The organism is Paenibacillus oceani (genome assembly GCF_014705615.1).
In the GTDB taxonomy this organism is placed as follows: Bacteria; Bacillota; Bacilli; order Paenibacillales; family NBRC-103111; genus Paenibacillus_AB; species Paenibacillus_AB oceani.
In genome coordinates this window covers 34,653-50,279 of record NZ_JACXJA010000022.1, presented here as the reverse complement: position 1 = coordinate 50,279, position 15,627 = coordinate 34,653, and the positions used below count along the sequence as shown (strand labels likewise).

General features: G+C 53.5%; 13 protein-coding genes. All 13 read right to left on the bottom strand.

The window, feature by feature from the left end; genetic code table 11:
• Positions 1-5: 5 nt before the first annotated feature.
• Complete coding sequence (locus tag IDH45_RS17300; protein WP_190929384.1) at positions 6-911, bottom strand: carbohydrate ABC transporter permease; 906 nt, start codon at positions 909-911, stop codon at positions 6-8.
• The gene (locus IDH45_RS17295) at positions 905-1,867 is read right to left on the bottom strand and encodes an ABC transporter permease (protein WP_190929383.1); all 963 of its coding nucleotides are present in this window, start codon (positions 1,865-1,867) and stop codon (positions 905-907) included. Before IDH45_RS17295 ends, IDH45_RS17300 begins: the two co-directional genes overlap by 7 nt.
• A gap of 534 nt (positions 1,868-2,401) precedes the next feature.
• Positions 2,402-4,000, bottom strand: a complete 1,599-nt coding sequence (locus IDH45_RS17290) for an extracellular solute-binding protein (RefSeq protein WP_190929382.1) — start codon at positions 3,998-4,000, stop codon at positions 2,402-2,404.
• A gap of 268 nt (positions 4,001-4,268) precedes the next feature.
• Positions 4,269-6,617, bottom strand: a complete 2,349-nt coding sequence (locus tag IDH45_RS17285; RefSeq protein ID WP_190929381.1) for a helix-turn-helix domain-containing protein — start codon at positions 6,615-6,617, stop codon at positions 4,269-4,271.
• Positions 6,618-7,463: 846 nt separating this feature from the next.
• A complete protein-coding gene (locus IDH45_RS17280; RefSeq protein ID WP_190929380.1) occupies positions 7,464-8,477 on the bottom strand; it encodes a Gfo/Idh/MocA family protein in 1,014 nt (337 codons plus the stop codon).
• Positions 8,478-8,526: 49 nt separating this feature from the next.
• Entirely contained in the window at positions 8,527-9,759 is a 1,233-nt protein-coding gene (locus tag IDH45_RS17275) for a Gfo/Idh/MocA family protein (protein WP_190929379.1), read from the bottom strand.
• 180 nt (positions 9,760-9,939) lie between these two features.
• Positions 9,940-10,815: a DUF3473 domain-containing protein gene (locus IDH45_RS17270; RefSeq protein WP_190929378.1), complete on the bottom strand. Its 876-nt coding sequence runs from the start codon at positions 10,813-10,815 to the stop codon at positions 9,940-9,942.
• The gene (locus tag IDH45_RS17265) at positions 10,808-11,473 is read right to left on the bottom strand and encodes a class I SAM-dependent methyltransferase (protein ID WP_190929377.1); all 666 of its coding nucleotides are present in this window, start codon (positions 11,471-11,473) and stop codon (positions 10,808-10,810) included. Before IDH45_RS17265 ends, IDH45_RS17270 begins: the two co-directional genes overlap by 8 nt.
• Positions 11,474-11,753: 280 nt before the next feature.
• Complete coding sequence (locus IDH45_RS17260; protein WP_190929376.1) at positions 11,754-12,797, bottom strand: GNAT family N-acetyltransferase; 1,044 nt, start codon at positions 12,795-12,797, stop codon at positions 11,754-11,756.
• Positions 12,798-12,804: 7 nt separating this feature from the next.
• On the bottom strand, positions 12,805-13,122 hold the full coding sequence (locus IDH45_RS17255; RefSeq protein WP_190929375.1) for an EamA family transporter: 318 nt from the start codon (positions 13,120-13,122) through the stop codon (positions 12,805-12,807).
• Positions 13,123-13,142: 20 nt separating this feature from the next.
• Positions 13,143-13,535, bottom strand: coding sequence for a DUF2304 domain-containing protein (locus tag IDH45_RS17250; RefSeq protein ID WP_190929374.1), 393 nt, complete (start codon positions 13,533-13,535; stop codon positions 13,143-13,145).
• An 8-nt stretch (positions 13,536-13,543) separates the two neighbouring features.
• Positions 13,544-14,254: a glycosyltransferase family 2 protein gene (locus IDH45_RS17245; protein ID WP_190929373.1), complete on the bottom strand. Its 711-nt coding sequence runs from the start codon at positions 14,252-14,254 to the stop codon at positions 13,544-13,546.
• Complete coding sequence (locus tag IDH45_RS17240) at positions 14,224-15,507, bottom strand: glycosyltransferase family 39 protein (protein WP_190929372.1); 1,284 nt, start codon at positions 15,505-15,507, stop codon at positions 14,224-14,226. The genes IDH45_RS17245 and IDH45_RS17240 overlap by 31 nt, the downstream gene beginning before the upstream one ends.
• Positions 15,508-15,627: the final 120 nt, after the last annotated feature.

Below are 15,627 nucleotides of genomic sequence, written 5' to 3'. Positions count from 1 at the left end.
GATTGTTAACCTTTGACCGCGCCGATCAGCATGCCTTTAATAAAGTACTTTTGCAGGAACGGGTAGACGAGCAGGATCGGCACGATCGCCACCACAACAGTCGCCATCTTGACAGTCTCGGGAGGAAGCTGGGCGACTAGCATCGGGTTGCGGATTTCGAGCTCCTGACTGACGTCCGGGGAACGAATCATGTTTTGCAGCACAACCTGCAGCGGGTACAGCCTCTTATCGTTCAAATACATAATGCCGGCAAAATAAGCGTTCCAATGGCCGACGCCGTAGAACAGCCCCATCGTGGCGAAGATCGGCGTCGACAGCGGCAGCACGATGCGCAGCAGCGTCCGCCAGTCGCCGCAGCCGTCTACCTTGGCCGCCTCCTCCAGCTCGTGCGGCAGCCCTTCGAAATACGTCTTCATGATCAGCAGATTAAATGTCGACACGAGCCCCGGAAGAATAAGCGCCCATATCGTATCGACGAGCCCGAGCGACCGGACGACCAGATAGGTCGGGATCATCCCTCCGCTGAACAGCATCGTGAACACGATGCCGAGCAGCAGGCCGCTGCGCCCGGGCACCGTCTTTTTCGACAGCGCGTAGGCGAGCAGCGAAGTGACGAGCAGGTTGAGAAACGTGCCGACTACCGTCACCGTCACCGTAATTTTCAATGCCTGCGGGATGCGTCCGCTCGTGAAGATTTCCTTGTAAGCGTCAAACGTCACCTGCTGCGGAAGCAGGACGAAGCCGCCGCTTCGCATCACCTCCGTATACGGCGTAATCGACATGACGACGACGTAATACAGCGGAAATAACGTGCTCAGCGCGAACAAAGTGAGGAACCCGTACATAACGGCGTCGACGATTCTGTCGCTTTTCGATTTCCGGATCGCCACCGTCCCCGGCTTGGTTACCATATTCCGTCACCTCCCAGCTTTTTGGCCAGCTTGTTCGCTCCCAGCACGAGCACCAGTCCGATCACCGATTTGAAAAAGCCGGTAGCGGCGGCCACGCTGTAATCGAGCTGCTCCAATCCCCGCCGGAACACCCACGTATCGATAATATCTCCGACCTGGTAGACGCGGGAATTGAGGAAGATGTATACCTGCTCGAAGCCGGCGTCGAGAATATGACCGAGTCTGAGAATGAGCAGCAGCACGAAGACGGAACGAATGCCGGGCAGCGTAATATGCCACATTTTGCGCCAGCGTCCCGCCCCGTCCGCTTCCGCCGCCTCGTACAGCTCCGGGTTGATGCTGGCCATCGCCGCCAAATAAATAATTGCGCCGAAGCCGGTGTTTTTCCACAGATCGCTTACGAGCAGCAGCGGACGGAATAGTCCGGGCTCGGTCAGCACATTCGGGCTGAACCCCCACGTATCGCGGATAAAAGTCGTGACAAGCCCGGACCCTGGGGCAAAAAAAGCGAATACGAGCCCGTATACGATAACCCATGACAAAAAGTGCGGCCCATACGTAATCGTCTGCACCAGCCGTTTAAACCAGACGATCCGGATTTCGTTAAACATAATCGCCAGCGCCACATCCGGAATCATATTAAACAAAATCCGGTAGAGGCTGATCACCAGCGTGTTCCGGAAAATAACCGGAAAATCGGGCGACTGGAACACCGTCCGGAAATGGTCGAAGCCGACCCACGGACTGTCCCAGATTCCCTTAAACAGGTTGTAGTCTTTAAAAGCTACGAGCAAACCGCCCATCGGCAAATAACAAAATAAAACGTAATACAGCACTCCCGGCAGCATCATCACATAAAACCAGCGGCTGCGCGCGATGCTTCTCCACAGCTGCGAACGCCGCTTGCTTGAATCCGCAGGGGAGAAGTTCGTCTTGATCGTCGTTTGATTATCCATCGGCCCGCTCCTTTAAGAGGTAGTTCAAAAAGTCCACTTTTGATCACGAAGCAGATCCGAAAGCCTACTCGACATCGAATATGGAATTCAGCCGGAACTTCCGGTGCTCACGTAGCTACCACTACGCTCCGCTCCTCATTTCCTTGCTTCATCCCATCTTCTCGGTGCTGAAAACCGGACTTTTTGAACTCGTTTATATAGAGGTAGTTCAAAAAGTCCACTTTTGATCACGAAGCAGATCCGAAAGCCTACTCGACATCGAATATGGAATTCAGCCGGAACTTCCGGTGCTCACGTAGCTTTCACTACGCTCCGCTCCTCATTTCCTTGCTTCATCCCATCTTCTCGGTGCTGAAAACCGGACTTTTTGAACTCGCACTTTAAGTCTTACCCCCTCGGATACACCCGTCCCGCCTTCCGGCAGGACGAGCGCCCGCTTGTGCCGCCAGCAAGCTAATTCAATTTCAGAACTTATCTATACAGATAAGGGGGATGCCAGCCGCCAGCGGCCAACACCGCTTTTCATAATGCAAATCAGTTAGCGGCTTTAAACGTAATTTTTTTGCCGCGCGCCTCGCTGATTTGGCTGGCATACGCTTCGAAGATGTCCTTGGCTTTGTACTTGATCATGATCTCCTCGCGGTATTTCGGCCAGTTCGCGCTCGACTTGTCCTCGAACAGCATTCTGGCATGATATTCCGACATTTTGGTCCGCATCTCTCCCAGGTTGACCCCCGGAGGCGGAGTCGTACTGGCGCCTACGCTCGGCACATATTTGTAGCCGGTGCGCAGGAAGGCGAGAATCGACTCGTCGCGCGGCGTCTGGTCCGGATCTTTGACAGTCAGCCCGAACGTCTCCGGCGACGGCGGCGAGAAGAAGTCGTAGATCGACAGGAAGTTTCCTTTTTGGACGATGTCCTTCAAATACGCTTCTTTCTGGATCGTGATTTTCGTGCCTTCCTTCGTATAATGCTTGCCGCTTTGCCCGTAACGCGTCAGCAGGAAACCTTCCTCGCCCGCCAGCCAGTCCAAAATCTCGACGGTTTTGCGAATTTTCGCCGGATTCTGATCGGCTGTCTTCTTGCTGAACAGGAACGGGTAACCCGCTTCGTTCTCGGTCCAGAACGGCTTATCCGGATACGGATTAAACGGCACCCAGTCGGCCTTCGGATTCAGCGCCTTCGCTTTGTTCTGCACGCTGCTCGGGCTGCTGTCCAGCGCAAAATTAATGTCAGGGCTATACACGATACCCGCTTTGCCCTGGACCGCTTTATCCGTCACTTGTTCCGCCTTATTCAAAAACCAGTCCGGATCGACGAGGCCGTCCTTAATCATCTGAAGCGTATCGTCGACTACCTTGGCTACGCGCGGATCGGTTTGCGTATCGAAAAACTCGTCGTTCTCGACGTAATACCCGGCATAGAGACCGTGCTGCCGCCACTGCGGAAACGAAAGCGACAGCGACTTGCCGTTGCCGTTCGTCGTAAAACCGAACGTATCCTTCTTGCCGTTGCCGTCCGGGTCGTTGTGCGAGAACCTGCGCATCGCTTCCAGCATCTCGTCGTATGTTTTCGGAACCGGCAGCGAAAATTTGTCGAGCCAGTCTTTGCGAATGTAATACGCGAGATCGAGTTTTTTCTTGTACGGAAGCGGCGCCCGGTAAAAGTCGCCTTCCACCTGATACGATTTCATTTCCAGCTCGTTCGTGTTCCAATACTTGTAGTAGTTCGGCATCGTTTCCTTCGATACGTAAGGCGTCATCTTGGCGATCAGTCCGTCCTGAATGAGCTTCTGCGACAAGGTCCCGCTCGTGATGAACATATCCGGACTATTGCCGCTGGCCAGCGCCACGGTCAGCTTGTTGTCGTAATCGGCTCCCGCCGGATAGCTCTGAATCTTCAGGCGCACGTGAAACTTCTCTTCGATCGTTTTCTTGACGAAATCGTCGTCCGGCTTATCCGGAAGCAAGCTGCCCGCATCTCCGTCGATAAACCAGGAGATTTCCAGCGCCTGCTCCGCGCCGCTTCCCTGATCCGGCCCGGCCTTCTCCCCGCCGTCCGTCTTCGTGCAGCCTCCGGCCAGCATGGCCGCCGCAAGCACGGACGTCAGCCAAACCTTTTCTCGTTTGTTCATGAGAATTCGTCCCCTCCTTTTTTACTGTGAACGGATATCCGCGAGCGGATCTTCCATTATGGTGAACACGCTTTCATCTTAAACGGGGCAACCTTTGCCTGAAAACTGCAAAAACCGGCTTTTCCCTGTAAAAAACGAAGCCGTGCGACTGTAAAAACGGACTGTACTTTCACCGTGCCGCTCCCTGTGCCAGCTGAGCATGCAGTCCGGATACGGCCCCAAAGGCGAAAAGACGGGCTTACGCGCCGATGCCGACCCGTCTGCCCGTCTATTCGTGTTTGCCTGCATACTGAATTTTATATTCGTTGGGCGTCAATCCGAAATGCTGCTTGAACAGCTTGAAGAAATAGCTTTGGTTGACGAACCCGACACGTTCCATTACCGTATTGACGCTGGCCTCCGATTGCGACAGCAGGTCGGCCGCATGGTTCATCCGGACCTGTGTAATATATTTGGCGACTGATAGCCCCGTCTCGTCCCGGAACTGCTTGCCCACGTAAGAAGACGACAAGTGGACCATGTCGGCGATGCTTTGCAGGCATAAGGAGGAGTCCGTATACCGCGATTCCACGATATCCCGGATCGTAGCGACAAGCAACTGCCGCTTCGTCGTCTCCGAGCTGGCCGCGTCGATGCCATCTTCCCACGAAAGGTGGAACAGCTGCGCGAACAGTCCACGGACGTCATCAATCGTTTCTTTTTCCAGGATGAGCTTGTACACGGAACGCAGATCGGGCGCTCCGCCTTCCCCCTTGGCCATCCGGAGCTCATGCGCGGCGCCGGCCGCCAGCGAAAGCAGCGTATTGATCATCTCTTCGTAGCGGCACTTGGCGATAAGCGAGAACAGCTCTTGCAGCAAACGCGCGCTTTCTTCCTCACTACGGGTCCGGATCGACAGAAGCCAGCTCTTCTCCAGCTCGATCGCGGCGCTCTCCATCTGGTTCTCCTCACTTTGCCGGACAAGCGCAGGATGGATGACGGACTGTTTGCCATGGACAAACCGGTACTTCGCATAATGGTCCACCGTCCTGTACAACCGGGCGATCTGGGCATCATCCGGCGCAGGAGCGCCGAATACGGCAGTAAGCGACAGCTTGTAATAGGTCATGATCGTCTGCTGCACCTCAGCGGAAAACCGGTGCATCCGTTCGGCGAGCTGCGGCTCGCTCTGCCCGGAGTTATCGTCATACAGAAGCGCGACGAACCGGTCCCCGCCTACTTCGACCACATCGCCATGCATCGAGCGGGAGATCATCTCCTGCACAATGTTAACGATCGAGAACGTATACAACCGCCGGTCCTCCGGGCTATGGCTGTTCAGGAATGCCGCATAGTCGTCCAGCATGAACAAGCAGATGGAATAACGTCGCTGTCCGTGTCCGGAACCGGCATACAGCTTGTCGGCGGCGTCAAAGGGCGATACGTGCGGGTTGTCCATCAGCAGCTGCCTCACATAATACCCGCGCAATATGCCGCTCTGCGAGTCCTGCATCTGCTTCAGCGAGCGCATCTCGTTCATCGTTTTCTCCAGCACCGTCGAGATGACCCCGAATTCATCTCTCCTGGCAGACCCTGCCGGCTCGTGAAGGTCGGGATCTTTGCGGATCAGCCGCAGCACCCCGGACACCGGGTTGTACAGACGCGAGGCGAGCAGCGTCGAGCTGACCGCAACCAGCAGTAAAATAACCGCAACGGCGAATAATGTAAACGCCTTCATTTCTTGAATAACCTGAAACACCGCATCATAGGGCTGTACGCTCACGAGCGTCCAATTGTTTTGGGGGGCCGACACATAGGTAACCAGACTGGCGATGCCGTCGCTGTCATCGATAAACGAATGGGTTCCTCCGTCGTCCAGCCGTCTGGTCTCCATCCGGTCGCGAAGCCGGTCCCAGGAGCCGTTCCCGGACAAATCGTTGACGATATTGCCGCTGCCGTCGATGATCAGCAGATGGCTGTCCGAATATTCGGTGAGCCGGTTCATTTCCGAGACGTTGGAGAACAGCCATTCCGGCTTAATGTTGAAAATTAGCGCTCCGTTGTCCGTCCCGATTAGATTGCCGGAGGAGCTGTTGTACATAAAAAACGAAAAGTGGCTGATTCTGCGGTCCGAATCGCTGTAATAAATCGGCACGAGCTGCAGCTTCGGCACATGGTCCGCCTTCATTAAGTACCGGTCCACCCGTCCATCCATCCCGTCATCCCGGCAATTCAGCACCTTCGTCTCGGAATAGTAATAATAGCAGCCGTTGCGGGAATTGTAGACGGCGACGGAATGCAGCAGCGGAACCGAACTTTGCAGCTTCTCGAACGACATGATGCTCGAATACAGCTTGAACTCCTCGGGCTGCGCCGAATCCAGCAGGTAAGCGGTACGCAGGTCCATATAGGTGGAAGTGATCAGGTTCGTCAGCATCCGGTCGGTAAAGCTGAGGTTGTAGCTGACTTGCTCCAGCATTTTCCGGTTGGATTCGTGCTGCATGTCCAGCATCGTATTGCGCGATTTGTAAAACAACACGGCCGAGGACAAAATTACAACGACGATCGACAGCAAGCCAATCGAGATAAGCATCTTGAACCAATACGACTTGCCAGTGTAGTTTCGCAGCCAGTTCATAGCATTCTCCATCCGTTCCCTTAGACGATAATGTAACTAGGCAACTTCATTATATAAAACTCCGATAAGAGAGAGAAGAGATTTATCCCGAACTCCACCTGGAGCCTTTCCTCGAGAAAGGCCCTTGCGTAAGCGGTTGCTTCTAGCGGCGACGTAAACAGCTTTTTGCGAGCTGAAAGGGCACGCGGATTTGTTGAAAGGGTACACTTTGCTGGAGGGGGGCGGATTTGCTGAAGCGTGCGGCTTTTGCTGAACTTTTCTTGACGTACCGCGTGCGGCTTAAATCGCAAAATAAGAGTCTCCGGCACCCTCTATTTTCGGCCTAACGGGATAACAGCGACGAATAGAGGCGGTTTGCACCCCTTATTTCAGCCAACGGATGGGGTCTGCACCCTTTCCGCGCATTTTAGCGGTTCCAAACCGCTCTTATTCCGTGTCCAAACGGGTTTTCGGACGAAATAAAAGCTACAAACCACTCCTATCCGCGGCGTGAGGGCGGTCGGTCGGCCCATTCCTTCTTGTCAGCCTACAGACAGGGCACGGAGCCGAGCCGTCACGAGGAACGGCCTACGCCTTATCCCGGCACGATGTAAGCAAAACTAATAAAAGGCCGCCTCACCGGCAGCCTTCTCCTACTAGCGTCTATCAGATTTGCAGCAGCAGCTTATAGTGCGAGTTCAAAAGTCCGGTTATCAGCACCGAGAAGATGGAATGAAGCTAGGAAGTGAGGAGCGGAGCGTCGTGGGGCTACGTGAGCACCGGAAGTTCGGGCTGAATTCCATATTCGATGTCGAGCAGGCTTTCTGATCGGCTTCGTGATCAAAAGTGGACTTTTTGAACAACCTCCTATACAACCGCCGCCGTCTTGTCGATGAGTTGCGCCTGTTCGTCCGCTTCTACCGTCAATCGGCTGACCATCAGCACATCGTGCGGCGTCAGGACGGACGGCTTGCCTTCGATCCCGCCCAAGAAATCTTCGCACAGCTTATGCGGCACCGGCTGCAGCTCCTTGCGGGCCAGCGGTTCCCGTCCGGTCACGGTAAACATCAGCTCTTCCTTGGCAAGCGCCGGGTCCCCGTTCAGCCGCAGCTCCGCGGAGCCTTTCGTCCCGCAGACGAACAAGCGGGAATCGCCGTACGTCCAGCTTTTGTCGGGGGTATGCCAGTCCGCGTACAGCTGGGCCAGAGCGGCATCCTCCATGACGACCTGGGCGACCGCCACATCGTAAAAGGTCGGATGCTCAGGCATCATCGTTTTCGTCATGACGCTTTGCATGGAGGTTACCTCCTTGCCAGTCAGCCACCGGAGTAAGTCGAAGTCGTGCACCAAAATATCTACAATCAAGCCGCCGTTATTTTCTTTGTTGAAAAACAACGGAGCTCTGGCGCCCCCCGCCAGCCGGTGAGGCTTGCGAAACGACAAGCTGACGATATCGCCAAGCTCGCCGGAATCGATCGCCCGCTTCAGCGTCACCGTCACCGGACGGAACCGCTCCGTCAGCATCATCCCGACCTGGATGCGCCCGCGTCCGATCACGGCTTCGAGCCGGCTCAGCCCGTCCCGGTCCGTCACCGCCGGCTTATCTACCATAATGTGCTTGCCGCGGCTTTCGCACAGCTCGATGACGTTTATTTTCTCGTTATTCAGCGCGGCCGAGCCGACGATGCCGATCTCCGGCGCAAGCGCCTCCTCCATATCGTCCAGAAACGGAACGCCGTAACGCTCCGCAATCCCTACCGCCAGCTTCCTGTCGCCGGATTCGTAGATGCCTTTGCAGCTGTACCCCAGGGCAATCATTTCCCCGATAAATGAACCGATATGGCCGTGTTGACAGCCGATCACGGAAAACATTCGTTCCATTGCGACATCGCTCCCTTGTATTCCGTTTCGGCCTTCAGCCGAAACGGAGTTATTCCCCGATCCGGAATTGCTGCGGAAACCGGCTGTATCCGGTCACTTCGAAAGGCTCCGACGCTTTCGCCCACGGGATGCCTCCGAGCTCCGAGAACAGCTTGCCTTCGCGGAATGCGGCGCGTACGGTCTCTTCAATTCCGCCGATATACATGCCGGGATCTCCCTGCTGTGTGCCCGGCTCCGCAAACTGCCGCGGAATGTCCGTTACGCTGCCGGACGATTCAAAAGCGCCGTTCGCCGCAACCGTAAAGCGGATCGCCGATTCCAGCGAGACGTCGAGCTTCTCCTCGCGGCCTTCGATTACGGCAATCAAGTTCCGGTAACGGGCAGGAATAAAGCCTTCGTCCTGACAATCGTACACGACCGATTCGTCGCCTTTCCATAACGTGACCTTATTATCATAGCTCCATTCCACGGCCCCTCCGGTGCCTTCCAGACGAATCCGCTGCGTCTCTCCGTACCGGGCACACAGCGTGATATACAAGTGCAGCCGGAGGCCGCCCTCCGTAACCACTCGTACGCATGAAGTATCGTCGCTTTCGATCGGATTCGCATGATACAACTCGGCGGTCACGCTCGACAAGCCGGACGGTTGTCCCGTCAGTGAGGATAACCTCTCCGACAAGTTCAGCATGCTGTAAAACAGATGCGCAGCGGGATTGTGGAACGTGCCGTCCAGCACGGTAACGCCCTGAACCGACAGCTTGCCCGCCCAAGCGGTCCTTGTGAAATAAGTTGCAGGCCGGTTCAGCAGCGAGATGCCCTTGAGCGCTTGAATCGGCCCGATCTCGCCCGAAGCGGCGATGCCGGTCAACATCGACAGCGCTTTCCTCGAAGGAGTGAAAAAATTGACGGCGCACAGCTTGCCGCATCTTTTTGCAGTATCCGTTATCCGCAGCGCATCCTGAATGACCGCGGCCGGCGGCTTTTCGAGCAAGACATGATACCCCGCCTCCATTGCTTCGATGGCCATCGGAGCATGGAGCTGAATCGGCGTCGAGATGACGACGAAGCTGGCGTCCTTCTCCCGAGCCAGCATCTCGCGGTAGTCCGTATAATGACGGATGCCCCGCTCCGTAACGATGGCGGACGCATCCTCCGACAATCGCAGATCGCTTACCGCTGCGAGCTCCAGCATTCCCTCGTCCTGCTGGCGCGTAAGCTCGTTCAGATGCCTTGCGCCGAATCCGTTTACTCCAATCAGCAAAACTTTATGTAATTTCCCCATATTCGGCCCGCCCTCTTCCGACTATTAACTAAGAAATCGATATCCATCCTGATTATACCAGACAATCGTTCGGAGCGGCTGTCCATAAAACGGCGTAAAAAAGAAGCGCTCAACCGCTGCAGCAGCGGTTAAACGCCTCCGTTGATCCGTCCAATGTTCGCTCGCCTGCCCTGCGTTCGCTTACCGATCCGCAAGCTCCAGCTTGAAGTTCCGCAACAAATGATCCGAGATCGAAGTAAAGTGGAAGCTTCGCATAATCTGCTCCAGCTTCGACCGGGTTCCGCCTACGTTGTAGTAATGAATGAACCGTTCCTTCGGCGGAAGGCTCAGCTTGTGCTCGGTCGTATCGATCTCCCTCGGATGCAAATAAACGATCGAACTGTTCCCTTGGCGGTTCGCCGAACGGATCGCGTAGTCGATAAAAAGCTTGGGGAAAAACCGGAAGTAAAACCCTCCGGAATAACCGATGTTTCTGCCGGCCAGCTTCATCACCGACATCGGCACCTCATACAGGTCCAGTTCCCTGCCGTTCACCCGCGGCTTATGGATCACGGTAGGCGCGCCCGGAATGCCGTACAGAAACGTTTTCACCGGAAAAATGCTCGCATCGTACTTTAAGCCAAGCTCCTCAAGCGCCTCCAGGTAGTGCAGATTCCGTTCCACGATCGACCAGGAAGGTGCGCGGTAACCGAGGACCTTCGTGCCGGTAAGGTTCTCCAAAATATCGACCGATTTCTTCACGTCGTCGCGAAACTCATCAATCGTCTGCGAGTAGGCGAGCTGATGGCCGTAGCCGTGCGAGGCGACGTCATGACCGTCACGGGCGATCGCCTTGACCACGTCCGGATAATCCTCCCCGATACAGCCCAGTACGAAAAAGGTAGCTTTGCTGTTCGTCTCCCGGCACATCTGCAGTAGCGTATCCATATTGGCCCGGAAATTCGACCCTTTGCCGGTGGGAGGCGCGATGTCGTCGTAGTTGGCGTGAAACCATTCCTCTATATCGAAGGTCAGCATATTAACCGCTCCGCCGACCGGTTTCTCCAGGTTAGTCAATGTTCTTTCTCCCTTTTATCGCAAACGAAGTGGCGAGCATGTTCGAGAACGCTCCCGCCGATCTGCCGTTCGTAACGAATTTGAACGGATGATACATGTGAAGAAACTCGATATGATCAAAGCCGTATTTGTTGAACACTTTCTTCAGCTCATCCATCGTATACATCCGGTCGAACTTCTTGCTTTTCTCCATCAGCTTGAGTAGCTTCCGCTGTACGGAGCCTTTGTTCAGCGTCTGAATCAGGAGGGTGCCGCCGGGCTTCGTCACGCGGGCCAGCTCTTTGATAACGGCTTCGTATTGTTCGATCAGTTGGATAACGCCGATGCACAATACCGCGTCAAACTTGCCGTCCTCGAACGTGAGCGCCGTCAAATCTCCGGGCATCGTCTTTAATCCGCGTGCCGCCGCGAATTCCAGACTTTTCTCGGAGAAGTCTACGCCGTATACGGTATTGTTTTTGACGAGCGGCTCGCTGAACGCGCCTACGCCGCAGCCCGCGTCGAGTATGGTTTTGTCCTTGCAGTCGCCCAACCAGCGAAGCGTATTGTCCCTTTGCATAAAAAAGCTTTCTTCATTGAAATAGTCGGATGATTGGACAGCCGCTCCATGAGTTTCGGCCCTTTTATCAAAGTACTGCTTCCAGTTGGTATGGCTCATCGTATGTGCATCCTCCGATTATAGAAACGTTTATGAGTAGATAAGTTGAACTAATGAAATTGAAGCCATTCCATTCCGAAAAAAATTGCTTGAAGCTTCAGACATCTTGTTTGGAGTGTCTCGGATTGGATTGGCCTTCGGACGGTTGACACTCAAAGCTTATCCTTCCGAAGCAGCTTTCTAACGAAAGCTCTTAAGCCAAAACTCGCTTTCAAGCTAATTTCTTTTCTCCACTACATTCAGCTTAACCATGAAGTATATTTAGCTCAACTTTTAAAGTTTAAGGAAAAACATATTTGATCAATCGTTTGCCGACTGGGCTTGTAACGAAATCGGGCGTTTTTTTCCACAGCTCTACGAACAGGCTCAAGCTTTGTTTGTCCGGAGGTCCCGACTGTCCGGCCCCGCCGTCGTAGACGTAATAACGGAGCTGCTCGGGCTTCGCCCCCCATTGCTCCTTGTACTTGTACGTTCCGGAGCCGGCCGGTGACCGGCCCAGGTCAAGGCGGCTCATGCCATGCCGAATACCGAAGCGGACCGCTTCCCAGTACATAAAGTTGTTTAGGTACTTGTTGTTGTACTCCGTCAAATTCGCCCCATACGGGTAATATAACGTCGAATTCGAAGGGCTTGTAAGCAGCAGCATGCCGCCTACAACCGCCCCGGACTGCTTGTCCAATACAGTGAGCAGGTGGGTGTGGTCCGGCAGAAATTCGAAAAACTTTCGAAAAAAGCTGATGTCCGGCGACGGAGAACCGAGCTGCTTCATCCGTCTTACGTATACGTTATAAAAGTCGTCCAGATGCCCCGGATCGAACGAAACTCCGAACCAGTCGTTTTTGTACACTTTACGGACATGATTCCGGTTGCTGCCCGAAGACAGCGCCAGTACCCGGTCCTCCTCATCCGCTAAAGAAAGCTCGAATGTATAATTATGATCCTGCACGTTCCAGCCGGAGCCGTCCAACGTCTGCTCCTTCAGCCTTAACTCAATATAGCCGAGGCCGTGGCGGGATTTCAGCTCCGGAATCGAATCGATCGCATAGTGGAGCGCCTCTTCGCTGTCGGCGCAAATATCCATATAATTCACGAACGGAAGCGAAACTCCGACCTTCTTGAGCCCGAGATTGCGGCCTGTGACAAGCGGCATAATCGCCCGGACCCGGTCATCCATGTCTACAATCGCCTGGTAGATGCAGCTGTATCCGAAAGTTCCCGTCAATATATGTCTGAACGCAATCGTATGAAATACCGTCCCCTTCGACCATGCGAACTTGTCCCACTGTTCCTTCATGGCGTCGGTATACGCAACACACCTGAACATCAGCCGTTTATCCTTTCAGCCAGAAAATTACGCCGATCATAATGATGATACAGCCGATCCACTTCATCATACTGATATGCTCCTGAAAGATCAGGATAGACGCGGCCAGCAGCAAAATATATTGGAAGCTGGATACGAAAGTAACGTAGCTCAGGTCGAACTGGGACAAACAATATACCCACAGCACCGCACCTACCGCATAAGCCGCAAAGCCGGCCAATAAAGCAGGCGACGTGATATAACTCATAATGACACCGAATATCGCACCGTCAAAACTTAACGTTCTGCTGCCGATTTTGAGCAGCGTGCTGCCCGTCACCGTCATCAAAACGCTCCCGAAAAGCATCAAATACTTGATTTGGATTCACCCTCGCTTAATTTCTTCTCCAGCTCGTCGAGCCTCAGCTTCGTTAATCCCAGTTCCTGCGTCAACGCCTTGTTATGCATCTTCATGCCCGAGATGCTGACGCTCATATTCAAGAGCAGCAAATAAGCGCATGCAATAAGAATAGCAAAGAACGCCGAGGGCGCATAGTCTATTCCGATGAGATTCGAGAACCAGTCCATCATATCTTTAAATACGGACATGACGAGCGTAAAGATACCGATCGCAAACCAGATGAGCGAATATTTTTCCCGGATCATCCTGGCTCTGACCATCAAAAAGACGGATATGATCAAAAACAGACTGAACGCAATCCCCATCAATTGAACGCTGTACAAATGAGCGCCGTCCATTTGTCCTTTCACCACCTAGTCCTGATAAAGGAGAAGAAAATCGATACGATTACCTTCGCCATATAGTACGGGCTTTTGATCATCGTGATGGACGAGGAGCCATGCTCGCGCTGCCTCATTTCAACGCCTACCTCGCTTATGCGCAGGCCATGCTTTTTGAGCATGATGATCGCGTCCGGCTCCGGATAGTCGTCGGAATAATGCCTCGAGAGAAGCTGGATGCTCTTGCGGTTGTACATCCGGAAACCCGAGGTGCCGTCCGTAACCTTGGTGCGGATCAGCATCCGGAACAAATAGTAGAACACTTTGATGCCGAGTCTTCTGGACCAGGACGTCCGGAACGACTGAACGTCGAGAAACCGGGAGCCGATTACCACATCGCTGCCCGTCCGGATCATCGTATTGTACAACGTGTCGACCTCTTTGGACAGATGCTGTCCGTCCCCGTCGATCTGGACCGCATATTCGTATCCGTGAGCCGCGGCATACTTGAAGCCGGTCTGTACCGCGCCGCCGATCCCGAGATTGTACGGGAGATCGACGACTTTCACCCCTTCGGCCTTCTTCGCCGCCGGGGAGGTTCCGTCCAAGGAACAATCGTTAATGACGAGAATATCGCAATCCCGGACATGCTCCCGAACGTCCCGGATCACCTTCAAAATGTTGTTCTGCTCGTTATAAGCCGGAATTACGATGAGAATTTTCCCTTGTTGTTCCATAGCAACTTCCCCGTCATTTTTTTGGCGATGATAATCGTACCGCGAATGATCCGTTCCAATCCGTACCCTGCCGCAATCGCGATGAAGGGCGAACTGGGCGCCTTATACCTGTACATGCCGTCGATAAAAAAGATGATGCAAAACACAAATACCGCCAAAATGACATACCAGATAACCGCGGCTTTCCGAAATGTTCCGTTCCACATCGCGGCAATCGTCCCCAGCATAAATAAAAGAACGGGAAGCATGTTTTTGAGAAAAAGCTTAATGCCGAGAAGACTGCTCAGATCGGTTTGCCAAACCCATCTTCCGAGAAAGGCAACCGTTCTTTTCCCATAAATGTGCAGAATATGTTCCCAGTTATTAATAATAAAGCTAAGAACCAAACTATTCCACACGTCAATCGTATAATCCGGCTTATACTTGTAATCGTACGGCGTCGGATGATCGTAGATCCAGCCTTTGGCGTATATATTGTACAAGACCATCTTGGCGTTGAACTGCATCGATGTAATTAGCGCATTCAGCTTATGACCGGCTATCAGGTACACAAGCACCATCACTACGGCCGCCGCCGCGCCGCCGAGCGCCAGCTTATGTTTGTTCAGGAAGGCGAATACGGACTTTCTCGGCAGACGAAGCACAATATAAAGCAGGATGAAGGCGACGGACAATATACCCGCCGGACGGAAAAACGCCAAATAAACCAAGGAAACGGCAAACAGCACTTTCACGATTCTATTATCGGATTCATAACATTTGAGGAGGAGATACACGCACAAGAGCAGGAGACTGATAAAAAAGCTGTCCGTTAAAATATAAGTCGCCCAAAGCGTAATGTCCCATAAATACGAATAAAAAAGGGCGGCGATAAAAGCGGCGGTCCGGTTAAACAGCATTCTCGTAATCTTGTAGACGAGAATGACGCATAAGCTGGCCGTAACCGCTTGAATGAACAGAATCGTAGCGGGGTCCTTAAAGATGGCGAGCAGCACCGTCAGCAGCAAATTGTAACCGATATACAAAATATCGTTCATATGCGTGCCGATCGTAAAGTTAGCCATCAGATTGTGCGCGTAATCCAAGTACCACTTGGAGTCGGCAGCCTGTGGAAATCCAACGCCGGATGACCGCAAATAAAAATAATAGCGCAATCTCACATACAGAGAAAGCGGCACGAGCGGGATCAGAAATATGAAATCTCTGGCGATACACTTCTGGTACAATTTGTACACGGTTTGCACGTTAAGCACCGCTCCACTCCGCGAAGTAGTCTTACTGCTTATCGGTTCCGGCGCCAGCGACAAGCACAACCGGTACTTAAGCCGCTGTATGGGGAATCGCTATGGTACAAATGGACGATTGTTCCTCCT